This window comes from Methylobacterium sp. CM6241 (assembly GCF_054817845.1).
The window spans coordinates 4,404,865-4,426,465 of the sequence record NZ_CM139246.1 but is presented as its reverse complement, the minus strand read 5'-3'; the positions used below and the strand labels follow the sequence as shown (position 1 = coordinate 4,426,465).

General features: G+C 64.2%; 18 protein-coding genes, 4 pseudogenes and 1 riboswitch. Of the genes and pseudogenes, 6 read left to right on the top strand and 16 right to left on the bottom strand.

The features are described 5' to 3' along the window. Positions 1–274 precede the first annotated feature (274 nt). From ACYQR9_RS20775 to ACYQR9_RS20730, 10 genes and pseudogenes are all read right to left on the bottom strand, one after another. The gene (locus ACYQR9_RS20775; RefSeq protein ID WP_056453447.1) at positions 275–1,120 is read right to left on the bottom strand and encodes a DJ-1/PfpI family protein; all 846 of its coding nucleotides are present in this window, start codon (positions 1,118–1,120) and stop codon (positions 275–277) included. Positions 1,121–1,129: 9 nt separating this feature from the next. Further along, the gene (locus ACYQR9_RS20770; RefSeq protein WP_056453450.1) at positions 1,130–3,283 is read right to left on the bottom strand and encodes a TonB-dependent siderophore receptor; all 2,154 of its coding nucleotides are present in this window, start codon (positions 3,281–3,283) and stop codon (positions 1,130–1,132) included. 41 nt (positions 3,284–3,324) lie between these two features. Next, positions 3,325–3,690 carry a hypothetical protein gene (locus tag ACYQR9_RS20765; RefSeq protein ID WP_461227882.1) on the bottom strand — a complete coding sequence of 122 codons (366 nt, stop codon included), beginning with the start codon at positions 3,688–3,690 and terminating at the stop codon, positions 3,325–3,327. Positions 3,691–3,944: 254 nt separating this feature from the next. Then, positions 3,945–5,108 (bottom strand): DUF1624 domain-containing protein, encoded by a 1,164-nt coding sequence (locus tag ACYQR9_RS20760; protein WP_056453461.1) that lies wholly within the window; start codon positions 5,106–5,108, stop codon positions 3,945–3,947. After that, positions 5,105–5,413: a hypothetical protein gene (locus ACYQR9_RS20755; RefSeq protein ID WP_244478054.1), complete on the bottom strand. Its 309-nt coding sequence runs from the start codon at positions 5,411–5,413 to the stop codon at positions 5,105–5,107. Before ACYQR9_RS20755 ends, ACYQR9_RS20760 begins: the two co-directional genes overlap by 4 nt. Beyond that, the gene (locus ACYQR9_RS20750) at positions 5,410–6,897 is read right to left on the bottom strand and encodes an ABC transporter permease subunit (RefSeq protein WP_056453464.1); all 1,488 of its coding nucleotides are present in this window, start codon (positions 6,895–6,897) and stop codon (positions 5,410–5,412) included. Before ACYQR9_RS20750 ends, ACYQR9_RS20755 begins: the two co-directional genes overlap by 4 nt. Continuing rightward, positions 6,894–8,288 (bottom strand): DUF3526 domain-containing protein, encoded by a 1,395-nt coding sequence (locus ACYQR9_RS20745; RefSeq protein ID WP_461227881.1) that lies wholly within the window; start codon positions 8,286–8,288, stop codon positions 6,894–6,896. The genes ACYQR9_RS20750 and ACYQR9_RS20745 overlap by 4 nt, the downstream gene beginning before the upstream one ends. Next, entirely contained in the window at positions 8,285–9,028 is a 744-nt protein-coding gene (locus ACYQR9_RS20740; RefSeq protein WP_018042859.1) for an ABC transporter ATP-binding protein, read from the bottom strand. Before ACYQR9_RS20740 ends, ACYQR9_RS20745 begins: the two co-directional genes overlap by 4 nt. Then, positions 9,028–11,190 carry a TonB-dependent siderophore receptor gene (locus tag ACYQR9_RS20735; protein WP_026175774.1) on the bottom strand — a complete coding sequence of 721 codons (2,163 nt, stop codon included), beginning with the start codon at positions 11,188–11,190 and terminating at the stop codon, positions 9,028–9,030. Before ACYQR9_RS20735 ends, ACYQR9_RS20740 begins: the two co-directional genes overlap by 1 nt. A gap of 183 nt (positions 11,191–11,373) precedes the next feature. Then, positions 11,374–11,583: riboswitch (cobalamin riboswitch) on the bottom strand. Between the two features lie 362 nt (positions 11,584–11,945). Next, a pseudogene (locus ACYQR9_RS20730) lies at positions 11,946–12,227 on the bottom strand (DUF4113 domain-containing protein); the annotation flags it as partial. 163 nt (positions 12,228–12,390) lie between these two features. Here ACYQR9_RS20730 and ACYQR9_RS20725 point away from each other — a divergent pair. The 3 genes and pseudogenes from ACYQR9_RS20725 to ACYQR9_RS20715 all read left to right on the top strand — a co-directional run. Continuing rightward, positions 12,391–12,606, top strand: coding sequence for a MucR family transcriptional regulator (locus ACYQR9_RS20725; RefSeq protein WP_461227880.1), 216 nt, complete (start codon positions 12,391–12,393; stop codon positions 12,604–12,606). A gap of 33 nt (positions 12,607–12,639) precedes the next feature. Next, positions 12,640–13,595, top strand: a protein-coding gene (locus ACYQR9_RS20720) for an IS630 family transposase (RefSeq protein WP_461227879.1) whose coding sequence is annotated in 2 segments (ribosomal slippage) — positions 12,640–12,979 and positions 12,979–13,595 — 957 coding nt in all. Because the reading frame shifts where the segments join, the coding sequence is not laid out codon by codon here. A gap of 17 nt (positions 13,596–13,612) precedes the next feature. Then, positions 13,613–13,984: pseudogene (locus ACYQR9_RS20715) on the top strand (MucR family transcriptional regulator); the annotation flags it as partial. A gap of 258 nt (positions 13,985–14,242) precedes the next feature. On the opposite strand, the gene ACYQR9_RS20710 reads toward ACYQR9_RS20715, so the two are convergent. Then, positions 14,243–14,392, bottom strand: a complete 150-nt coding sequence (locus ACYQR9_RS20710; protein WP_156652603.1) for a hypothetical protein — start codon at positions 14,390–14,392, stop codon at positions 14,243–14,245. Positions 14,393–14,526: 134 nt separating this feature from the next. Here ACYQR9_RS20710 and ACYQR9_RS20705 point away from each other — a divergent pair, with 134 nt between their 5' ends. Continuing rightward, the gene (locus ACYQR9_RS20705; protein WP_056452738.1) at positions 14,527–14,826 is read left to right on the top strand and encodes a hypothetical protein; all 300 of its coding nucleotides are present in this window, start codon (positions 14,527–14,529) and stop codon (positions 14,824–14,826) included. Positions 14,827–14,975: 149 nt separating this feature from the next. Here the strand turns inward: ACYQR9_RS20705 and ACYQR9_RS20700 are convergent, their stop codons facing one another. From ACYQR9_RS20700 to ACYQR9_RS20680, 5 genes and pseudogenes are all read right to left on the bottom strand, one after another. Next, a complete protein-coding gene (locus ACYQR9_RS20700; protein WP_461229860.1) occupies positions 14,976–15,386 on the bottom strand; it encodes a cupin domain-containing protein in 411 nt (136 codons plus the stop codon). Positions 15,387–15,428: 42 nt separating this feature from the next. Beyond that, positions 15,429–15,911: pseudogene (locus tag ACYQR9_RS20695) on the bottom strand (DUF3280 domain-containing protein); the annotation flags it as partial. Positions 15,912–16,206: 295 nt separating this feature from the next. Beyond that, a protein-coding gene (locus ACYQR9_RS20690; protein WP_461227878.1) for an IS3 family transposase occupies positions 16,207–17,330 on the bottom strand; the annotation gives its coding sequence in 2 pieces (ribosomal slippage) (positions 16,207–17,069 and positions 17,069–17,330; 1,125 coding nt in all). Between the two features lie 210 nt (positions 17,331–17,540). After that, positions 17,541–18,560, bottom strand: coding sequence for a helix-turn-helix domain-containing protein (locus ACYQR9_RS20685; protein ID WP_461227877.1), 1,020 nt, complete (start codon positions 18,558–18,560; stop codon positions 17,541–17,543). A gap of 107 nt (positions 18,561–18,667) precedes the next feature. Next, positions 18,668–19,564 carry a helix-turn-helix transcriptional regulator gene (locus ACYQR9_RS20680; protein ID WP_461227876.1) on the bottom strand — a complete coding sequence of 299 codons (897 nt, stop codon included), beginning with the start codon at positions 19,562–19,564 and terminating at the stop codon, positions 18,668–18,670. Positions 19,565–19,826: 262 nt separating this feature from the next. On the opposite strand from ACYQR9_RS20680, the gene ACYQR9_RS20675 reads away from it, so the two are divergent. Together ACYQR9_RS20675 and ACYQR9_RS20670 are read left to right on the top strand one after the other, a co-directional pair. Then, entirely contained in the window at positions 19,827–21,152 is a 1,326-nt protein-coding gene (locus tag ACYQR9_RS20675) for a sensor histidine kinase (RefSeq protein WP_461227875.1), read from the top strand. Continuing rightward, positions 21,067–21,480: pseudogene (locus ACYQR9_RS20670) on the top strand (response regulator transcription factor); the annotation flags it as partial. The gene ACYQR9_RS20675 and the pseudogene ACYQR9_RS20670, both read left to right, overlap by 86 nt. Positions 21,481–21,601 lie beyond the last annotated feature (121 nt).

Below are 21,601 nucleotides of genomic sequence, written 5' to 3'. Positions count from 1 at the left end.
CTGGTCAACGGTTCTTTGGTCAGCCTGCGCTGAGAACGCATTGTGAGAGCCCCTGGGTGTTCGTCGAAAACACACCCAGGTGTCCGCTTCTCCCACCATCGCGCCCGAAAGCAGACCGGCAAAAACCCACCTACCCGGTCATAGAGCGGTCGGACGGGTCCCGACCCAACCTTGCCATATCAACTGGTTGGCGAGGTGCTCGGAAGCGGACATACGTTACGACCTGCCTTGGACGCAGCTTCCACGGAGCGACCCTTACAAAAGCTTCCGTTCCTCAGCGCAGTCCGCTGTCCGCCGCCAGTGCCTCGGCCGCTCGTCTGAAGCCGGCGACCATCCTGACCATGGGCTCCCTCACCTCCGGCGGGGCGGTCTTCAAGGAACCGGCATGGAAGGGCAGCTCGGGATCGTATTCGCTCATGAGCTGACAGCATTCGGCATAGGTCCGGTCGCGCATCTCCGCGACCATGGAGAGCCCGAAATCCAAACCAGCGGTCACGCCCGCGCCGGTGATCCGATTACGGTCCCGGACGACGCGGGCGTCCGTTGGGATGGCGCCGAACCCGGCCAGCGCATCCCGGCAGGACCAATGCGAGGTCGCCCTGTAGCCCTTGAGCAGCCCTGCCGCTCCCAGGATCAGCGAGCCGGAGCATACGCTGGTGACGTACGTCGCCCGGCTTGCCCGGTCGGCCATGAAGGCGAGCGTCGCGGGATCGGTCGCTGCCTTGATCGTGCCGTCCGTGCCGCCTGGCGTGAACAGCACGGTGAGGTCGCGCGGGCAGGTGTCGAAGGTCGCGTCCGGGGTGATCGTCACCCCGCCGTCGCTGGTCACCGGATCGAGGGTCTTGGCGACGAGATGGATCCTGGCCCCCATCATCGCCGCGAACATGCTTTGCGGACCGATGAGGTCCATGACCGTCATCCCCGGGTACATCAGCATCGCGATCCGCTCGTCGCCCATCCAACGTACGTTCGGGTCGTAGCCGGCCATGTCCTCGCCGTGGCCGGTCGAGGGTGCCGGTGGGCCCTTGGCCCCTGCATCCTCCGCACGGGCGGGGGACCGTAGGAACGGCATGCCGGCGAGGGCGGCGGCGAGGCGGGTGAAATCACGGCGAACGAACATGATGCCCTCTCAGAACCGGACCGAGGCGGTCGCGTAGATGGAACGGCGGTTCGACGGGCGTACCCGACCGTCGAGGAACAGGTAGGGTTCGAAGTAAAGCGCATCGGCGAGGTTCTTGCCGACCAGGGAGTAGGTCCAGCCATCGACCGTGTAGGACGCCTTGGCATCGAGCGTGACGAACGCAGGGGTGAAATACGAGTTGTCGAGCGTGATCGCCTGCCTGCCGGCGGCGTAGAGCCCGGCGCCGAGCGAGACCCCGCGGAGCGAGCCCTCCAGGAACTTGTAGTTCGCCCACAGACGACCGGAATCGGCCGGAACCGCCATCAGCCGCGAACCGACGGCGAAGTTGTTGTCCTTCGTGACCGTCGCGTCGATGTGGGCGTAGCTTCCGAGGACCTGCCAGTTCGGCGTCGGCTGCCAGACCAGGTCGACCTCGGCCCCGCGCGAGCGCTGCTCGCCGACCTGCACCTGCAGGAACGGGTTGTTCGGGTCGCCCGTCGCGACGTTCTGGCGGGTGAGCTCGAAGGCGGCCAGCGTGCCGGACAGCCCGGATGCGAGCGCGATCTTGACGCCTCCCTCGACCTGCTGCGACGTCTCGGGCTTCGGGGTCGACGTCGAGAGGTAGGGCACGACCCGGATGCCCTCGCTGTAATCGGCGAACAGCGAGACGACGTTGCTGACCGCATCCTTGTACACGTCGACGATGGCCCCGGCCTTCGGCAGCGGCTTGATCTGCTGGAGCTCCTGGCGGGTCCCGGTGAGCCTGTCGAGGCCGTCGAGCTCGACATAGGCCCCGCGCACGCCGGCAAGCAGGTGGATGCGCTCCCACAGCGTCGTCTGGAGTTGCAGCGACAGCCCGGCGTTGATGTAGGCGTTGCTGGGCGTCAGCGCCCGGGAGGTCGGTTCGACGAAGTCCGGGAAGACCGGCGCACGGAAGTCCACCGGGCCGATCAGGTCGAAATTGCTCACGAACTCCCTGTCCTTGACCCGGTCGAAATCGGCCGACATCAGCAGGACGTTGCGGGTCGGACCGAGGTCGAAGGCCGCCTTCAGATTCGGGTTGACCGAAATCTCCGAGATGTTCCCCCGCACGATGGCGTTGGACACGAAGAAGCTCGACGGCGGTACGTCGGGTCGGTTGCCGATGACGAACTGGTCCGGCTGGCTGAGGATCGAGCGGCTGAAGCGGACGGTCGTGAACGTCGACCAGACATCGTTGAAGGCGTGGTCGAGACGTGCCGTGACGCCGTAGAACTCCGAGGACGTGTCCGGCACCGTCGTCGAGCTCGGAAAGAGGGAGCGTCGGATGCTGAACGCGGAGGTGTCGACCGTACCGACCGCCGGCAGACCCGTGTAGTCGGGCTGGGTCCGACGCGAGTAGAAGCCCTGCAGCGTCAGCGAGGTGCCGGCGTTGTTGGTGAAGGTCACCGTCGGGTTGAGGGCGAGGCTTCGGGTCTCGACTAAGTCGATGGAAGGCACATCGCGCTGGAATTGGCCCGTCATGCGGAACAGCACCGTGCCATCCTCGGTCAGCGGCCGGTTGATGTCGAAGTATGGGCTGACGAAGCCACGGCTGCCGGCGGTGACGCCGATCTCGGTGAAGGTCGCGAAGACCGGCAGCTTCGAGACCAGGTTGATGATGCCGCCGATCGGCGCCGAGCCGCCTGCGTAGAGGATGCCGGTCGGGCCCTTCAGAACCTCGATGCGCTCGACGTTGTTGAGGAGGTCGCGCGCGCCCGGCTGGAAGAAGGTCGACAGGCCGTCGACGTAGGTCTCCGCCGGGAAGCCGCGCACCAGCGTGTAGAACTGGTTGAAGGCCACCGGGTTCGGACCCGTGACGCCGGACACGTTCCGGAGCGTCTCCGAGACGGTCAGGCTCTGCTGGTCCTCGATAAGGTCGCGGGTGATGACTTGGACCGATTGCGGCGTCTCCTGGATCGGGGTGCCGGTCTTGGTGGCCGAGACCGAGGTCAGGGCGCGATAGCCCTGCACGGGGCCGGCCGTGGTCTGGCGGACCCCCGGGCCTGAGGAGGTATCGCCTCCCTCCACAGTGAGTTCCGGCAGGGTGACCCCAGTGGCGGCGGTCTGGGCGAGGACTGAGGTGGTGGCAAGCAAGGTGATGAACAGGGCGAGGCAGAGCTCGACCCGGGGAACAGGGTACATGGTTTGGGTCCGTTGTCTGAAAGATCGGGAAGGGCGATCAATCAGGCGACGGGTGGGGCACGGGCGCTGGCACTGATCCCTGGCGGTGCACGGGGGTAGGCCGCGACCTCGAAACGCCAGACGACGACGGAGGCTTGCCGGACGGTCCAGATGATGGGCGACGAGGTGGCGGGCGGAACGACCGGCGCCCCCAGGGCGTGAGCCACCAGGCAGCAATCGAGATGCTTGTGCGGCGGAGATGACTTGAAGGGCTCGCCGTCGCTCCCCGCGCCTTGCGCACAGATGACGTGGGTCGGACCGCCCGAGGCCGCGAAGCTCGCGCCGCCGAGGAATGCCTGGAGCGCAAGTGCGTACAGCGCGGCCATGGCGATGACCGCACGGCAGGCGGCCCACCCTGGCAATCGCATCCGCATGGATCTTACGTACGGCTGCGCTTGCAGCGCCGTCAACGCAGGCGCGTAATCATGGGCCGGAATTCATGCGGCCGAGGCGAAAGGCGCACGTCGGTTCACCCTCGACGAAGGCCTGAATGCTTGGTGCGCTTGGACTTCATCAGTCAGGTCCAATGGCTGCCCCCCCTAACCCCGGGGTGCATTTCCACGCTGATCAGCCACCGTTACGGGTCCGCCGGGCTCCCCCGCAAGCGACCGTTCGGTAAAGGCTACAGGTAGCTCAGGGCCGGCAAGGCGGCCCGGCGTTTCAGGCCGACCATCCAGCGGCATGCGAGCCAGAGCGGCGGGACCAGGGCTCCTGCGACCAGCCAGATCTGCACCGGCGCTCCAGCCTCGATTCGACCGGAGGCTCCGCCGAGACCGAGCGCCAAGGCGCCGTCATGGAGCAGTCGCAGCAGCCAGAGATGGGCAAGATAGAAGAACAGCGGCGCGCCGCCGAAGGTGCGCAGCCAGCCGAGGCTTCGCGCCGGCACTGCCTCGAATAGGGCGAGGAGCCCGAGGCCGAGGCCTAGCGTAAGCAGCAGAAAGTCGGCCGAGGGCGGGTACTTGGTCAGGTTGACGAAGGAGAGCGCGGTGAAGAGGGTCGTCGTCCCCGACTGCCATGGTACCGGCTCGCCGTAGCCGTTGAGGCACCGCAGGATCAGGAAGGCGGAGAGCGCCGCGCCGCCGAGTGCCAGGAGCCCCGCGCTGCGTGTGGGCGGCGCGACCGCTCCGGCGAAGAGCGGCCCCAGGGCGTAGCCCGCCGCTATCACGCCGAACCAGGGCAGCACCGGGTAGGAGGTCCGCGCCACGCCCCAGGGCAGTTCGATGAAGCCGCGCTGATGTAGGATCGACCAGGACACGTAGCCCATGTCGCCCGGTTGGAGCACGAGTCCGTCGAGCAGGTTGTGGCCGAGCATCACCGCCGCGGCGAAGAGGACGAGGGCAGCACGCGGTAGCCAGAGCAGGGCGGCCAGCGCCACCATGCTGAGGCCGATGGCCCAGATCACCTGCAGGTAGAGGATCGGCGGCGCGAGGCTGCGGGTCCAGGCCAGGCTGACCAGTGTCACCTCAAAGAGGATCAGCAGCAGGCCGCGCTTGAGCAGGAACACGCTGGTCACCCACCGGTCGCCGTGTTTCTGCGCGTGGAGGCTGGCCGAGAGGCCGGTAAGCAGGATGAAGACCGGCGCGCACAGATGCGAGGTCAGCCGGGTCAGGACGAGGCCGGGCGGCGTCACGGCCAGATCCATCGGGTCGCGGACCTGGGCGTGCAGGTAGACGAACTCCCGCACGTGATCGACGAGCATGAGCAGCATGACGAGGCCGCGCAGGGCGTCGATGGAGACGATGCGGGACCGCGGACCCTGGGCTCCCTCGGAGGCTGTCGGTCTCATCGCACGCGCTCCGTTCCGATCCGGTGCAGGAGCCGGCCGACATCGACGGGTGTCCAGACCGCGCCGCCGCGCGGCTTGCGGACCCCACGCCGCGTCAGCTCGGGAGCGAGGCACTGGGGCGTCCGCCCGACCTCTCCGCCAATCGATTCCAGAATCGGCATGAGGTCGAGCACGTAGCGGCGCGCGCGCTCGGACGAGGCCCCGCGCCCCGCATCCCCGCGCCGGACGTGGGCGGCAGGCGCATCAACGGGCTGGCCCGCCGGGCTGCCATCCCCGGCTGCACCCTTCCAGTTCGCGCGCATCATGCGGGCCATTCGGCGAACCGGCGGTGAGCCAGCGCGGCGAGGAGCAGGGTTCCCGCAACCAAGCAACCTAGGGCCACCATCGCCTGGCGCTCCGCCGCGGCGCGGGGCACGGAGGGCGCGAATGCCGGCACGGCATCGTAGGCGGTAAAATCGAGCCGCGCGGGACAGCCCGGACAGACCGGCGCGGGGTCCAGTGCCTGGGCGAGGATGCGGGGCTCGAAGAACGCACGCAGGTCCCGGCGGTACGCGGCGCCCGCCGCCAGGAAGGCGGAATGGCGCTCCGCGTCGGTTCCCGCCGCCATCTCAAGGGCGAGGGCGAGCACCGTCGTGGGAGATAGCGTTGCCAGCCGCCGGCTCCAGGCCGCCGCAGCCTGGGCATGGTCGTGCGCGGCATCTCGGTAGCTCGCCAGCGCTTCGTCGTAGAACGCATCGCGAGCGAGGCGCTTGATCTCGGGCGCCTCCGCCAGCCCCGGCCGACTCGCGGCATCCGGAACCTTGCCGGCAAGCCAGGCCAGGGTGATCCGAGCGCCTTCCTCACCGGTGTAGAACCGGACCTGTGCCTGCCGGCTCGCATCGATTGCCGCGATCCGTGAAGGCGTCGGCGCGAGGGCCTCGACCGCGTACCCGAGAGCGCTCGGCAGGGCGACAGTGACGATGGCCCAAGCCAGCACGAGGATCGCGAGGGCGGAGACGCCCCCGCGCCACAGGCTGGCCACCAGGGCGCAGGCCGACACCCAGAGGACGACGTAGGCGGCCAGGGTGGCCGCAAGGAGGGCCAGCGTACCCTCCCAACCGCCGAGCTCTCCGAGACCGCCCGATACGATGAGCGCCAGCGCCGTTCCACCGAGCACAGCTGTGATGGCGACCAGCGCCACGGCCCCGAACTTCGCGCTCGCCACGCGACGCGGCCCGACGGGCTGCGACGCGATCATGCGCAGGATGCCGTTGTCGTGCTCGGAGGAGAGCCGTGTGCCGGCGAGTGCGATGACGGCGAGAGGTACGAGGTAGACCAGCGCGAAGGCAAGATCGAAGGGGCCGAGCCTGAGCCGGGCGGTCGAGCTGGGTTCGTAGGCGGTGTCGTCGAAGACCGTGCTGAAGCCGAAGCTGGCCCGCATGATCGCGGGTTGCACGTCGGATTGACCGGCCGCGAATACGGCGAGCGGCGTCGGCGGCTTCACCGCGTAGGCGGCCATGAAGTAGGTCATGTAGCCGAAGGCGTCGGTGGGGTCCTGCCAGTAGTTCACTTTGATTGGCGAGGGCTTGCCATAACGCTCATGGGCGGCCTTGGCGTCCCGCACGACCCGGTCGGTGTTGGCGGCGGCCTGCAAGAGGGCGGCTCGCTCCATGGAGACGCGCCCTGCGCCCGTCCACGCCGCTAGGCAGAGAGCCACGAGGAGGGCGGCGAGGATCGCCCAGGTCAGGCGCTCGCGCAGGATCAGGCGCAGTTCGGCGCCGAGCAGGACGGGAAACCGGACGGTTCTCACGGCTTCAGCCTCCGGACAAGGGGACGGCACAGGAGCGCAAGCAGACCGAGCCACAGGGCGAGGACGAAGGCCGGAACGCGTGCGTTGGCCAGCGTGGTGGCGAACGGCAATGGCCGGTGGACGAAAGGCGGGATCTCCCCCCAGAGATCCGGTCCGGCGACGAGGGTGGTCCCGCCGCGCTGGGGATGGTCGCGGATCTCGGCGTTCATGCGTTCGGAGATTCGGCGCCGATAGGCCTCCGCCGCCCAGACGAAGTGGGCGTGTTGGGCGAAATCGGTGCCGGCGAGCGTCTGCGAGAGGGCCTGCAGGGCGACCCGCGGCGACAGCAGGCCAGCCCAGGCCAACGCCCTTTCCTGGGTCGCGAGGCTGTCGAAGAACGCGCCGAGCTCACGGTCGTAGACCGTGAAGTTGTAGTTCTCGTTCTCCGACATCATCAGGCCGCGCAGGTCCACGGGCAGTTCGTCGGGGTCGCTCACGCTATAGCGGGCGAGCACCTCGCGCGTACGGACATCGTTCGCCTCGGCGGTGCGATGCGCCCGAAAACCGGACTCGATCCGCGTCCGGACCTCGCGGTAGGACAGGGCGGGCATGACCGCGTCGACACCGACGATTGCGAGGCGGGGGGCCGCGACGCAAAGGACGGCCCAGACCGCGAGCGCCGCCGCAAGCGCGCCCCGGGCCGTACGTGCGACGAGCGAGACGAGCATCGCGAGCAGCAGAAATACGGTGGCATAGATCAGCTGCGCCGCTACCCAGGTGAGCAGTCGCGGAACGGCCTGCCAGCCGGCACCCTCCTCGCTCACCACTGCGAGCGCGCCGATCCCGAGGAGCGGAAGCCCTGCCACGAGCGCCAGCGCGGCGAAGAGCGCCGCGAACCGGGTCGCGAAGAGCCGGCCCGGCGGGACGCCGTTGCCGAGCGCGAGACGCAGCGTGCCGCGCTCGCGGTCGGCGGCGAAGGCGGAGAAGCCGAGCAGGATGGCGGCGAGCGGCACCACGAGTTGGACGATATCGGCGACGCTGCCGAGGCCGGATCGCGCGAGCGGTCCGGCATCCTGGATGGCGCGATAGACCGCGTCGTTGAAAACGTGCGCCTCGACCCGCACCATCCGGCCCGTGTAGGGCTCGGTACCGGGATCGAGCACGGCGAGCGGTGCCGAGGGGCGGAACACCCAAAGGCCGAAATGGTCGGCCGAATGCGGGTTCTTGGTATCCTGGCCGAGCCAGCGCGCGCGCTCGGCGGCCGCGACCTGAGCGACCTCACCAGCATAGCGCATAGAATCCCGCCAGGCGCCGAGGCCCGCGACCGTGAGGAGCAGGACGAGGACGGCACCGATCCAGCGAAGGCGCGCATCGCGGGCGGTGCGCGCGAGTTCGGCCGCGAGCTGCCTCACGCCGCGCTCCCCGCCAGCCGCTCGATGTAGAGCCGCTCCAGGCTGACATGGTCGAGGGTCCGGGGGTCGATCTCCTCAACGATACGGCCACGGCTAAGGACACCGACGCGGCCAGCCATCTCGCGCACCCTGTAGAGATCGTGGGTCGCCATCAGGATGGCGGTGCCACGATCCGCCGCCGCCCGGACCGTTGTGGAGAAGTCCGCCGCCGCGCTCGGATCAAGGCCCGAGGTCGGTTCGTCGAGGAGGAGGAGCCGGGCACGGCGCGCGAGTGCCACCGCGATGCCGACCTTCTGGCGCATGCCCTTGGAATAGGAGCCGGCGGGACGGGCGAGGGCAGGCTCGGCGAGGCCGGCCTCCGCGAGGAGCATGCGTGCGTTCGCTTTCGTCAGATCGAGGCCGGCCAGGGTCGTGAAGTAGCGCAGGTTCTCCACCCCGGAGAGGCCGGGATAGAGCGCCACCTGTTCGGGGATGTAGGCCACGTGCCGGCGCGCGCCGACCGGGTCGGCGCCGGCATCGACACCGCAGACCCGGACCGTGCCGGCATCCGCCTTTAGGAAGCCGAGGATCAGGTTGACCGTTGTGGTCTTGCCAGCCCCGTTCGGCCCGAGCAGGGCGAAGACCTCCCCGGGACGGAGCGACAGGTCGAGGCCATCGAGGGCTTGGCGTTCGCCGAAACGCTTGCCCGCCCCCCGGATCTCCAGGACGAAGTCGCCCGAATGGGTCGTGACCTCAGTCATCAGAACCGCACCGAGATCGTGCCGGTGAAGCGCCGGGGCGCGCCGGGATAGACCCGGAACACGCTGTTCGAACTCTCATAGTAAGTGGTGTCGAAGATGTTCTCGACGTTAAGGCCGAAGCGCATGTTCTCGTAGCGGTAATAGGCCAGCGCATCGACAGCGATGTAGGCCGGCAGAGAGAAGCCCGAGCCCGATGCGTCCCCGGCGCGTTCGCCAACCCCGCGCACGCCGCCGCCCAGGCCGAGGCCCTTCCAGGGGCCGGCCTGGACCTCGTGCACAGCGAGCAGGCTGCCCGAGTGGCGCGGGATGTTGATCAGCGGTGCGCCCACCGGCAGCACGTTATCCTTGGTCACCACTGCGTCGGCGTAGACGTAGCCCGCCAGGATCTTGATCTCGGGGGTGATCTGGCCTGCGGCCGTGAGTTCGAAGCCCTGGCTGCGCACGCCGCCCGCCGCCAGCGAGAAGCCGCTGTTGTTGGGGTCGGCCGTCAGCACGTTCTGCCGCTCGATGCGGAAGGCCGCCGCCGTCAGGCCGAGGGCGCCTCCGAACAGATCGAGCTTGGCACCCACCTCGTAGCCGATGCCAGTCTCGGGCTCGAACGGCTCCGCGCGGGCCACCGCGAAGGCGTCGGGGCCGATATTGGGCCGGAAGCTGGTGCCGACATTGGTGTAGAGCGAAAGCTCAGGCAGGGGCTGGTAGACGAGCCCGGCACGCGGCGTGGCCGCCACCCGCGATTGCTCTGACTGGGTCGAGTTCGTTCGCTCGCGAAAAGATTGCTCGAAGAAATCGAACCGGGCCCCGAGGAGCGCCTTCCACTCGGGGCTGAGCGCGATCTGGTCCTGGACATAGAGGGCGGTGTTGGTGACTCGTTCCAAGTTGTTGCGCCGGATCGTGAGCGGCGGCAGGGCCTGGCCGTAGCGGGGATCGTAAATGTCGAGGCTGTAGGGGCTCTGGCGGAAGTTCGAGCGATCATAGACCACGCGGCTATCCGTGCTCTCCCGCTCGAAGCCGAGAAGCAGGGTATGACCGAGATCACCGGTGGCGAAGCGCCCCACCACCTCGGCCTGACCGATGGCGGTATCCCAGCGGTAATCGCGGAAGTTCCGGTCGCGCAGGACGGTGCGATTGTCCGCGGCGAGGCCACGGACCTCCGCCGATTCCCCGACCAGCGAGCCGGTGTTGAAGTGGGTGGCGAGGCGCATCTGCCAATCGGCGTTGAAGCGATGCTCGACCCGCACCTGCATCGTGTCCGAGCTCTGATACGTGCTCTGCCCCGGCTCGCCGAGGAAGCGGGAAATCGGCAGGAAGCCGAGTTGGCGGTTGATCGCAATCACACCCCGGTCGACCACGACGCGATTGCGCAGGAACTCGGTCTCGACGGTGATTTTCGTGTCCGGCGTGACCTGCCAGCTCACGACGGGAGCGACGAGGAGCCGGTCGCTGTCGACAAAATCGCGAAAGCTGTTCTGGCGTCCGCCCGCAAAGTTAAATCGGTAGAGCAGCGTGCCGTCCTCGTTGAGCGCGCCACCGGCATCGACCGTGTCGCGGAACTGCTCGAAAGAACCCCAGAGACCGCCCATCTCGACGAAGCGCTCAGCGGTCGGCTGTTTGGTGACGAAGTTGACGAGGCCACCTGGGTCACTGCGCCCAAACAGGCCGCCACCGGGGCCCTTGAGCACCTCGATGCGCTCGACGTTCTGGGTGTCGGGCGGCGGCGGCGAGCCTCGGTTGATCGGGAAGCCGTTACGGTAGAGTTCCGAGGTAGTCGTGCCACGGATGGCGTAGCTGAACACCGTCAGGCCGCCAAAATTGTTCTGCTGGGCGACGCCGGGCGTATAGTTGAAGACCCGGTCGACGCGGGTGGCGGCGAGATCTGTGATGACCTCGCGCGGCGCAACGGTGACGATCTGGGGCACGTCGCGCTGGGGCGTGTCGGTCTTCGTGCTGCTCACCGCCCGGTCGGCCCGGTAGCCCGGGGTCGGACCGATCAGGCCTATCCCCGGGGAGGGGCCAGCACCAGCGACCACTGGAGCGCTCCCGCCAGTAGCCTCCACGGAGAGTTCCTCCAGCGTGACGGCCTCCTGCGCCCGGGCCTCCAGTGCAGGCGCGCCCGCCGAAAGGATTGCGGCAAGCGCGTAGTGCGATCCTCGACGCCTCGACATCCGACGACGCTTGGCCGGAACGGGCAGGGTCAGGATCGCAACCTTCGAGGTCGCCAGGTTGGGACGAAGGGGCACCGGTGCGCTCAAGGTTGTCGAGCGACGGCCGAGCGGGTGCCCTCGCGGGACCGGCTGCGTCAGTAGCCAAGCCCGCTCATGCGCTCCGCCGGGACACCCCGCCCGAGAGACGTATCGTTGTGCAAGGCAGGTCTCCTGGCTCGCGGGTCGTCGCCCTCGCCTCGGCCTTCCCAGTACGTCGCACCAGTGACCATGGACGGTGAGGGCTCACCGCTAACAGTTGCGGGGGCAGCTTCGGAAGCGCTCCTGCGAGCACCCCGAATTCCCTCTTAGCCCGCGAGCCGACGACCCGCAGGAACCTTGACGGTCAGACATTCGCCGGGCGCCGCCGCATAGTCAATCGAGGGGGCGTCATTTTCTCGCAACATTGTAACATTGCATCAGTCTGGTCCCGGACCGTTGTCCGTCGCCAGATGGATTGGGACAGTCCGCTCTTTTCAGGTGCGGAGGCTCTGATCCATCGGGGGTGAAAGGTTATGCAGCCTGCGCCTAGTGGCGCAATCGGCCGATGCTCGATGGCCTCCACGATAAGCGCTTATGGACGTCTTCTGGTCGAAAGCAGTCGGACCGCATTCCACCCAGCCCAGTCGTCGGTCCTCACCTTACCAGCCTCGAAGCAGACGTTCCGAGGATCAGCAAAGGGTTGGCAGCAGCCTCTTGGCAGATGAGCCGCCAAGCTCTCACATCACCGCATGGGCCTTAGGGAGTTCGCTGACCTGCGTTGTGTAGCGAGGGATGCGCATTTTGAACTTCGTCGACCACGTCCGCTTCGTCTTGAGGCCGGCCCGTGCCGGGACGACAGCACCACGACCGAAGCGTCGATTGCACTCGTCCATTGCAGCCATCAGCGGAGCACTGCGCTCGCAGTCGAGCTGTCCGATCAGAGCCTGTTGTCCGTCTTCCAGCGGCGCGAGGTCGGTCGCGATGATGCCAACCTTGCTAAAGCACCAGGGGCGGTCCCCCTGGCGCCCCGTGCTATGCAATACAATCCGGCAACATTAAGCGGAGCTAATCGCTTCAGAATGACGCTATCCAACAAGCTACGTGAGTTTTGCTTGCTGGCAGTTTTATGTTTCGTACAAAAATTACTCTATGGGGCTTTCACGGATCCTCAGAGAAAATGCTATGGCCAACAGCACCCAAAATTCTCAGGCAGACTATATCAAACTCGCAGCGGACATCGTCGCCGCCTACGTCTCCGCCAACTCGGTTCCAGCAGGATCATTGACCGACTTGCTGAGTAGCGTGCACGCCGCCATTAGCAGCCTTACCAACGGTGGATCTAGAGCGGTGTCCGATCGGCTTGAATCGACCGGGGTTTCGGGGGCGGCGCAGATGTGATTCGATGCGCGGCTTTCCGAGGAGGAGAGCCGGATGCCCTCAGCCCTGTCAGTCGATCTGCGTGAACGGGTCGTGATGGCGATCGAGGCAGGAGCCTCGCGCCGGGAAGCCGCCAGACGGTTCGAGGTTAGTCCGGCTAGCGCCGTGCGCTGGCACGAGGCCTTCATGCGGGAAGGACGCACATGGGCCAAGCCGATGGGCGGCGATCAGCGCTCGCACGCCATCGAGGCCCAGGCTGGCCTGATCCGGCGGACCTATGAGGCCAAACCGGAACTGTTCCTGCGGGAGCTACGCACCCATCTGGCCGAACGCGGCCTGCGGGTCGGGGTCAGCAGCCTGTCCCGCTTCTTCAAGCGCCACGGCATCACGCGTAAAAAAACACCGGCCACGCCGCAGAGCAGGATCGAGAGGACGTGAAGGCCGCGCGCCTGGCCTGGTTCGAGGGCCAGCTCGACCTCGATCCAGACCGGCTCGTGTTCCTGGACGAGACCGCAACCAACACGAAAATGACGCGTCGCTACGGATGGGCGCCGCGTGGCAAGCGCTGCCGGGTGGCCGTGCCGTTCGGTCACTGGAAAACCATCACGGTCACAGCGGGACTGCGGGCCAGCGGCCTGACGGCGACCGCGCTCTTCGACGGCCCCATGACCGGGGTCCGCTTCCGCCGCTATGTCGATGAGACCCTGGCGCCGACTTTGAACCAGGGTGACACAGTCGTGCTCGACAACCTGCCCGCCCACAAAGTCAGCGGCATCCGCGAACGCATCGAGGCGGCCGGTGCCCGCCTGCTCTACCTGCCGGCCTACTCGCCCGACTTCAATCCGATCGAACTGGCCTTTGCCAAGCTCAAGGCCTGTTTGCGAGCCCAGGGCGCCCGCACGGTTGTGGAACTCTGCGACACCATCAAGCAGGCCTTCAGGCGCTTCACACCGAATGAGTGCCGCAACTACCTCGTGGCCGCAGGCTACGATGCTTTCGATCCAACCTGATCGGATGCCGCTCTAGCGCGCCGGAGGTGGACAAGGTCGAGAAGGCGACGCCGGCTCAGATCAAGAAGTCGATCACGCCTGACCACCTTATTAGCTACGAGGACGGCAAGCCCTACAGGACGATGAAGCGCCATTTAACGCTCCGCGGGCTGAGCCCTGAGGCTTACCGTGCGAAGCATGGCCTACCTGCTGACTACCCCATGGTATCCGCAAGCTACTCGGCTGCAAGGTCCGCCCTGGCCAAGCAACTCGGTCTCGGGCAGCAGCGTAATGGTGCGGCCAAGGCAAAGGCTGTCGCACCGGAAAAGGTTGTCGTTGAAAAGGCCGCTTCGGCTCCGGAGAAGCCCAAGAAGGCTGCTCGGCCGCGAAAGGCTGCTGCCGCTACCTGAAGAGCCTTGGACAGTGCTGGGCGCGTTCTGGGGCCTTCCCGCGGTTGGACAAAGGAAAGCGAGCGAAAACTAAGCTGCATCGGGAATAGCAGCTCACTAAAAAGCTAACGGCCACAGAACTCAGGCCAAGGTGCGCGTACATCCGGCGTTAACCCTGTCTCGGCATCGTGGCCGTCTCCGATCAAGCGACGTGGGTCGCGATCAGCGCGATCCTCAAATGGAAATCATATAGTTTACGATCAATGACCGCCTAGCCCGCTACTCTGAGGCCATGAGCTTGAACGTGGTGCCGTCCTCGCCTTCAGCCACGATCTCGACGCGGTCTCCAACCTTCGCCGCAAGGGCCTGCTTCAGGGTGCGGGTCGTAGCCGTGTCGTTGGCTGTTAGGAGGGTCTCGTTGTTCGGCAACGCCCACCGCTCCGTCTAAAAGAACGCTCACGACGCCTGTCGAGTTCTAGGACTCTCTGAGTGCGACTTCATCATGGAGGAACGTGCAAACCCGTCACAGGGTTAGTCACCTGGACAACGATCCAGGAGGAAACATGACGCTCATTCGTTCGCTCGCCGCTGCCACGGCCATACTGACGCTCACGGCTGCCGCCACGATCGCAGCTCCCTGCGCCGTCGGAACGACATCCAACAGCCAGGACAAGCAAGCTGCGGCCGACAAGAGCTCAAAGGTAGACGGCGGCTCCGATGCCAAAGTGACCCCTGGCGCGAAGGCTGAGTCGCCCGGCACGGTCGGTGCCATGAACAATGTCGGCTCGAACACCCAGCCGGCCGCCGGAGAGAAGAAGCCAGCCGAAGGGCAGGTGGTGAAGCCCGGAAGCGACAACTGCTGAACGACAAGCAGCCCCGCCGCCCCGATTTAATCACGGGGTCGGCGGGGTGCGGCGTGTCGTGTCAACACGACGAGAGCCGATACGCAACTTGGCTCGCCCGGAGGATAGGCGGAGGCGGTTAAATAACCGTAGCTTAAATTTAATTCACGTCAGCGGCTTGCGCCGCTAGAATTGCTCGGATCATCTGCCGGATTGATGTAGTTCAAGCCAAACGGTCCAGTCCCGCTTACTTGGATTACAACCGGTTCTTCGGTGGACCACAATGAATGAGCCATATCTGCCGGCAATGATACGAACCCACCTGCTCCCAACATCTTGCCGCGCCCCTTATCTATTGTGCTTCCCATATCATGAACGAGAGACCCCGATAAGATTGTCACCGTTTCTGCAGTCGAGTGGGTATGCGGAGCAATAGTCGTATTAGCCGGGATCTTTAGTCGAAGCACGAACGCTCCAGGCTTGGCTGGATCACCGTCGAGTAGACTGATTTCGATACCCTTTGGCAGGTCATTGGGGGCGGGCTGCCACTTGATGGCTGCAGCGTTTGAGATCGCTGTCATGCCGTGCGCATCGGGCGCGATAGACGTTGAAACTTCCGACTGAGGTAGATTGTTTTTTACAAGGTACTTGATGCCTCGATCAAACGAGACGTCGTTGTCTCCTCTTATATCCACGCTGTACGCCTGTTCAGGCTTATCGCTGCTGAGGTCTTTTATGTAGACGTTGATATTGAGGATGAGGTTCGAGACCTTCTGGATCTCACCCGTGATCGCGACGTCGGCACCGAGCTTCTTCGCATACTCTTCAGCGCATCCGTTACAGTGCCGCAAATCCGATCCCTTGGTGACTTCATCCTTCACAGGATCGGTGGACACTATGACGTAACGGCCGCTGTCTTCTAGAAGGGTGCGCAATAGGTCACTTAATGGTCGAAGACGTGCCTTATCGGATTCAGTTGGGCCTTGAATGCCGAGATTGGCAAGCTGGAAATCGAAAACTGCTGCCTTTGGAGGCTCGGCGTACGCTGCTGTCGCACTCAATAGCGCACCTGCCAGGGAAGGTAATGTCCAGAAACCAGCCTTCATAGTCGTTCCATCCTTGGTTTGTTGGAGGTGGAACGTGTCACGGCAGGAATGGTCCCCCGATCATGCCAGCGGGAGGAAAGTTTCAAACTCGATGCGGAGAGACGCCTGCTGATGTCGGTCCGTGAGCGTCCTGAACATCAAATTCGAGTGACCGATCCACCGCTCCCGAAAACGGGGCTTTTAGGGCGCGCGAGTCGGAGCGCGTTTCCCTTCGGCTGGCCTGCCCCCATTCGGTGGTCCAGGTTCGAAGTTAGTGCATCGTCGGTTGGAGTTGACCCCGTTTGTGGTCCACGGCCTATGCAAGTTCTCGGGCTGTGACAGCTTGGTTGGCGAAGGCTCGGGGCGTCAAGCCGCCCAGTGCCGTGTGGGGTCGATCTTCGTTGTAGTGGCACCTCCAGTCCTCGATGCGCTCACGGGCATCGGCCAGCGACAGGAACCACGAGGCGTTCAGGCATTCCGCTCGTAGACGGCCGTTGAACGACTCGATGTAAGCGTTGTCGGTCGGCTTGCCCGGTCGGGAGAAGTCGATCTCGACCCCGTTCAGGTAGGCCCACTGGTCGAGCATGCGGCCGGCGAACTCGCTATCGCGGTCCTTCGGTTCCGGCCCATTGTCGACCCGCAGGCTCTTGGGCCGCCCCCTCAGCCGGACCAAGGCATCAAGCGCCTCGGTCACCTGGAAGGCGCGGAAGTTGGCTCTCGGCGTGAGTGAGAGCGCCTCTCGCGTGTGGCAATCGACGACCGTCAGGATCCGGAACGGACGCCCGTCGAAGATGCGGTCGGATACGAAGTCCATCGCCCAGACCTCGTTGGGCCCACCGATCGCTGGTCGCCCCTGGCGGTAGCGCCAGGCCCGCTTGCGCTTGGGCAGCTTGGACCGGATTGACAGTCCCTCGTCGCGGTAGATCCGGTAAGTGCGCTTGTGGTTCACCTTCCAGCCCTCCCGTTGCAACAGGATGTGAAGCCGCCGGTAGCCGTAGCGGACCCGTGCGGCAGCCAGCTCCTTCAGTCGCATCCGCAGCGCGACCTGCGGATCAGAGCGCTTGGTATAGCGCTGGGATGAACGGCCGAAGCCGGTGGCCAGACAGGCCCGACGCTCGCTGATGTCGTAGGCCACCTGCAGGTGACCGGCGACCTCACGGCGAACGGCGGGCCTCACCACTTTCGCTTGAGCACGTCCTGCAGCATCGAGCGGTCCAGCGTCAGGTCTGCGACCAACCGCTTGAGCTTGCCGTTCTCGTCCTCCAACTGCTTCAACCGCCGGATCTCAGGCACGCCCATACCGACGAACTGCTTCTTCCAACGGTAAAACGTCGGCTCGGATACACCCATCTTCCGGCAGACCTCGTCCACCGTCGCACCATTCTCCGCCTGCCGCAGGGCAAAGGCGATCTGTTCGTTCGAGAAGCGTTTGCGAGGCATGGCATCCTCCCTCCTTCAGGGTTCAGGATGCCCGAAAAACTTGCGCTCAGCACGGACCACTTTGCTGGGGGCAGGCCATCATGGCAAGCTTCTCCATTTTTGGAATAGGGATGCAAATTTACTGTTATAAATACCCCTATCTGCACACATTCCTACGCAACACGTTTATAAAGGCGCACGCTTAGCCAATGTGTTGCGATATTCGGTGCACTAATTTTGATGTTGGCCAATCGAGCGAGGACGGGCCACCGCCAGTCGACGCCAGCGTCCTGGGCTGGTTCCCTGTTCTTTAGTGAATACACGGGTAAAGTGACTTTGATCGGCAAAGCCACACGCTATTGCGATCTCAGCTAGTGTCAAATTCAATTCACGCATCATAACCTTAGCCTTAATGATACGCTCTCGTGTTAGCCACGCATGGGGTGATATACCGGTGGATTGGCGAAAAGCGCGGGCGAAGTGGCTGACGGAAAGGCCACATATCTCCGCCACCTCTTGCAAATGAAGGGACCGGCAGAGGTCGGCGCGGATGTGGTCCTGCATTCGCCGAAGTTGCCAGGGAGCCAGTCCGCCACGAACCGTTTCCAAGCCAGGAGCTAGGGTGGTGTAAGTTCCTAGGAGATGAGCGGCGACTGCACGAACCAACTGTTTGCGAACAAGCTTTGACCATTGATCATGCCGATCCAGCGTTGCCGTGAGGCTCACGGCAATATCATGTAATATGGGGTCCACAAAAATATTTCCGCAAACAGGATGTAGTTGATCCAGTGTATCGATATCGAAGATGGTAAGATCTTCTGCAACCTGCTTCAAAATTCGACAATCAACCCCGAGTTGAATGGTTTGTGGGCATGCCTTTAAGGTTTGCCGCTGGCGTAGATCATGGAGGATCGTCTCTCCTGCACACGTCAATCGGGGTGACGAGGCATCGCCGCGTTCGTTAGGATCGTCGCATTCGCTTCTCGTGAATGTTCTGTGGTTAACGCCCGTCTGAATCTGGAGTAAAATCGCATTAGTACCTTCGATCCGAAGGTCGGCGGCGACGGTACTCCGCGGCATCATAATAAATACGCCGTCACTCCAATCGTTGGGTCCGATGCTTATATGAGTTGCGGACGTGCTTAATAAGTGATCGCAATGAATGGATTGCTTCTTCGGCATAGGGGGAGACGAAGTTGCGGGCCGCGAAGGAGTTTGAGGATCCATCCCTTGGACAGGCGCATAAAGCATGTCTGGTTCTCCATGATAGTATGAAGAACTCTTAAATTAAAACCAGGATTTGGTATTTCTCGATATTGCGGCGTTTTTACAATATCTTGCTGAGTTAATTTGCGATACTAGGAAATATTATTCCTGTACTCTCCGGGTGGTTTACCTATGGCGCGTTTGAATGCAGTGTTAAATGCGGCCTGTGTTGAGAAGCCGGATGACAGTGCCACGTCAACGAGGGGAATATTGCGGTTGCTTAGTAGTTTTTTAGCTAAATCGAGCCTTTCTTCGCTGACGAAGCCATAAGGTGTCTTCCCAGTAACCCGCTTAAACATGCGAGTAAAGTGAAAGGGGCTTAAGCAAGCCACAGCCGCAATCTCAGCTAAGCAAAGATCACGGTGTATGTTCTCTTTGATGAAAGCGACCGCTCGCTTAATACGGTCCGGGCAATCAACTTCGAGGGGCAGTAGAGCCCTCGTGTCCGGCCGATCATGTCCGTAGGCCTGGGCAATCCGGGCGGTCAAGGCCAATGCCGCCGTCTCAACAAGCATCCGGCCCGCCGAACTCTCCTGAATTAGTTCCTGATATATCGAGAGCCCAATCTGGGCCAGTAGCGGGTCTTCGACCCCGGCAAGATAGCGCACGGAATCCGCACGAATGCGCCTATCTCCGTATTGGACCGCGAGGCTCTCAAAGCGGTCCGCAGGCAGATAGATGTGGAGGATATCGTCAAGCGGTGCGGAGATGTTGATGTCGTCCTCTCCGACCCCGACGGGGCAGAGCCAAATCGTGCCGCCCTCAACCGCCGTTCGCTGCCGCATTCCTGCTCCCTTCCGGCTCACATAAGCATCCGAGCTGCGCCCGATCGCAAGGGTTATTTCCATTTGGGTCGGGACGATGGCCGGGAGGTCGCCCGCAGGATGAGACCGCAACTCGGCCGCGACGCCGGTCCAGTGCCGTCCAGCCGACGTGGCAAGGAGACCCGCATTGGGGAACTTGTGCGCGCTGTGACGGTGCAGATCCATCCAAACAACGTGCAAGCCACGCCGCACGAACGCTATTATACAGGTGTATCAGATACCAAATTGGAGGAGCCTGCCATCTTGGTGGGCATGGGCAGACCAACGAATGCGGCAGGTATTTTCGCGCTGGCCAAGCCAAGCGTCCGTATCCCCAAGTGCGGATCATCTCAGCGCCGATGATACCCCGGCCTGGATGCGGCCCGGGCCAGCTCGTCGCGGGAGATTGTGCCCCGCCGAGCTCGTCTCCGCTGCAAACGTCGCCGTCATGCCAGTGATTCTTATGGGCCTCGCCGGCTGGGCGGCCGCCACGTCTTCGGTGACGGTGGCCATACTCATAGGGGGCGGAGCGCTGCTTGCCCTCGTCCTCGCCGTTCATCGGATCGCACGATGGCGAGCCGCAGCGAAACAGAGCGAAGCACGTTTCGCCGCGATCTTTGAGCGAGCTGGAATTTCTATGTGGCGCGAGGATTGGACGGCGGCGGCTCGGGCGGTCATGGACCTGCGCCGGGCGGGTGTGACCGATATCGAGTGCTACTATGCCAGTCGTCCTGATGAGCTACGCGCGCTGTGCGCCCAGGTCCTCGTTACGGATGTGAATACCTTTACCGTTGAGGAGACGGGCGCTGCCGATAAAAGCGCCTATCTTGGCCCCCTCGATCGGTTGCTGCCCTCGACAGACCAGACCTTCGTCCAATGGCTCGTTGCGTTCGGCCGCGGCGATCGGTTCTTCCGCTCTGAAGCACATGTGGTGCGAGCCGATGGAAGCGAGGGGGATACACTCTTCACCGCAATGCTTCCGCAGGACCTCGACGGGTTTGCCGAGATTATCGTTACGTCCCTCGATGTGACGGCATTTAAGCAGGCCCAGACTCGCTTTGCTCTTGCCGACACGGAACTTGCCCGAGCCTCGCGGATCACCACGGTCGGTGCCCTGAGCGCTTCGATTGCACACGAGGTCAATTCACCGCTTGCAGTGATCGTAGCTAATGCCGAGGCCGCCCTGCGTTGGCTTAGACGGTCTGAGCCGAATGTCGCTGAGGCGTCCGCCGCTCTCGACGACGTCGTTGCTGCTGCCACACGCGCGCGCGACGTAATTTCACGAACCCGGGCCTACCTTGGTAACGCATCTAGCCTGTTCGCCCCCGTCGATCCGCTCCAGGCAGCCCGCGATGCCAACTTGCTCGTTGAGCGCGAGATGCGGGTGCACGCCGCGACGGTTCATATCGCTGCCGAGGGCGAGATCCCTCTGATCGCTGCTGATCCCGTCCAGGTTCAGCAGGTCTTCGTAAATCTGCTTCTCAACGCTGCGCAGGCAATGAGCGACAGCGTCGGGCGTCGGGATATCGTCATTGCCCTCCGCCACGAATCCGCGTTCGTGTCTGTTGCTGTCACGGATACGGGACCTGGGGTCGCGCCAGAGCGGCGTGCCCGGATCTTCCAACCGTTTCACTCTACGAAATTAGGCGGCATGGGCATGGGATTGGCCATCTGCCGCAATCTCATCGATGCCCATGGCGGCGACATCTGGATCGAAGCCGCGCCGAGCGGCGGCGCGGCGTTCCACTTCACCCTTCCGATCTCCCATGCATGAGTCTCCACCACGCGGAACCCTGGTCGCCATCGTCGACGATGATCCCTCGATCCGCACGGCGCTCGCCCGGCTGACGCGCTCACTCGGGTACCAGGCAGTCCTGTTCGAAGGGGCCGACCCTCTCCTAACCGAGCCTGCTCCGTGTGGGATTGGCGTGGTCGTTACCGATATCCAGATGCCGGGGCTGACGGGATTGGATCTGCTCCGCATCCTGAACGCGCGTTCCCCGGACCTGCCCGTCATAATGATGACCGCATATCCTAGCGAGGCGACCCGGGAGCGGGCCTTTGCCTCGGGGGCCTCGGACTATCTTACCAAGCCTTTCGGCGCCGAGCAGTTCGAGCGTTGCCTGTCCGTTGCATTCGGTAAAAAGCGGAACTCGTGATAGTGGCGAGCGCTAAAATTCTCGCCCAGATGCTCCGTGCTCATGTATAGGCCAGATGTAGTTG

Coding starts and splice junctions, on each gene's coding strand:
- ACYQR9_RS20705 (WP_056452738.1), top strand. CDS start 14,527: ATGACGCTCATTCGTTCGCTCGCCGCTGCCACGGCCATACTGACGCTC.
- ACYQR9_RS20675 (WP_461227875.1), top strand. CDS start 19,827: ATGCCAGTGATTCTTATGGGCCTCGCCGGCTGGGCGGCCGCCACGTCT.
- ACYQR9_RS20725 (WP_461227880.1), top strand. CDS start 12,391: ATGGCCAACAGCACCCAAAATTCTCAGGCAGACTATATCAAACTCGCA.
- ACYQR9_RS20735 (WP_026175774.1), bottom strand. CDS start 11,190: ATGTCGAGGCGTCGAGGATCGCACTACGCGCTTGCCGCAATCCTTTCG.
- ACYQR9_RS20685 (WP_461227877.1), bottom strand. CDS start 18,560: ATGCTTTATGCGCCTGTCCAAGGGATGGATCCTCAAACTCCTTCGCGG.
- ACYQR9_RS20765 (WP_461227882.1), bottom strand. CDS start 3,690: ATGCGATTGCCAGGGTGGGCCGCCTGCCGTGCGGTCATCGCCATGGCC.
- ACYQR9_RS20700 (WP_461229860.1), bottom strand. CDS start 15,386: ATGACAGCGATCTCAAACGCTGCAGCCATCAAGTGGCAGCCCGCCCCC.
- ACYQR9_RS20740 (WP_018042859.1), bottom strand. CDS start 9,028: ATGACTGAGGTCACGACCCATTCGGGCGACTTCGTCCTGGAGATCCGG.
- ACYQR9_RS20755 (WP_244478054.1), bottom strand. CDS start 5,413: ATGATGCGCGCGAACTGGAAGGGTGCAGCCGGGGATGGCAGCCCGGCG.
- ACYQR9_RS20770 (WP_056453450.1), bottom strand. CDS start 3,283: ATGTACCCTGTTCCCCGGGTCGAGCTCTGCCTCGCCCTGTTCATCACC.
- ACYQR9_RS20680 (WP_461227876.1), bottom strand. CDS start 19,564: ATGGATCTGCACCGTCACAGCGCGCACAAGTTCCCCAATGCGGGTCTC.
- ACYQR9_RS20775 (WP_056453447.1), bottom strand. CDS start 1,120: ATGTTCGTTCGCCGTGATTTCACCCGCCTCGCCGCCGCCCTCGCCGGC.
- ACYQR9_RS20760 (WP_056453461.1), bottom strand. CDS start 5,108: ATGAGACCGACAGCCTCCGAGGGAGCCCAGGGTCCGCGGTCCCGCATC.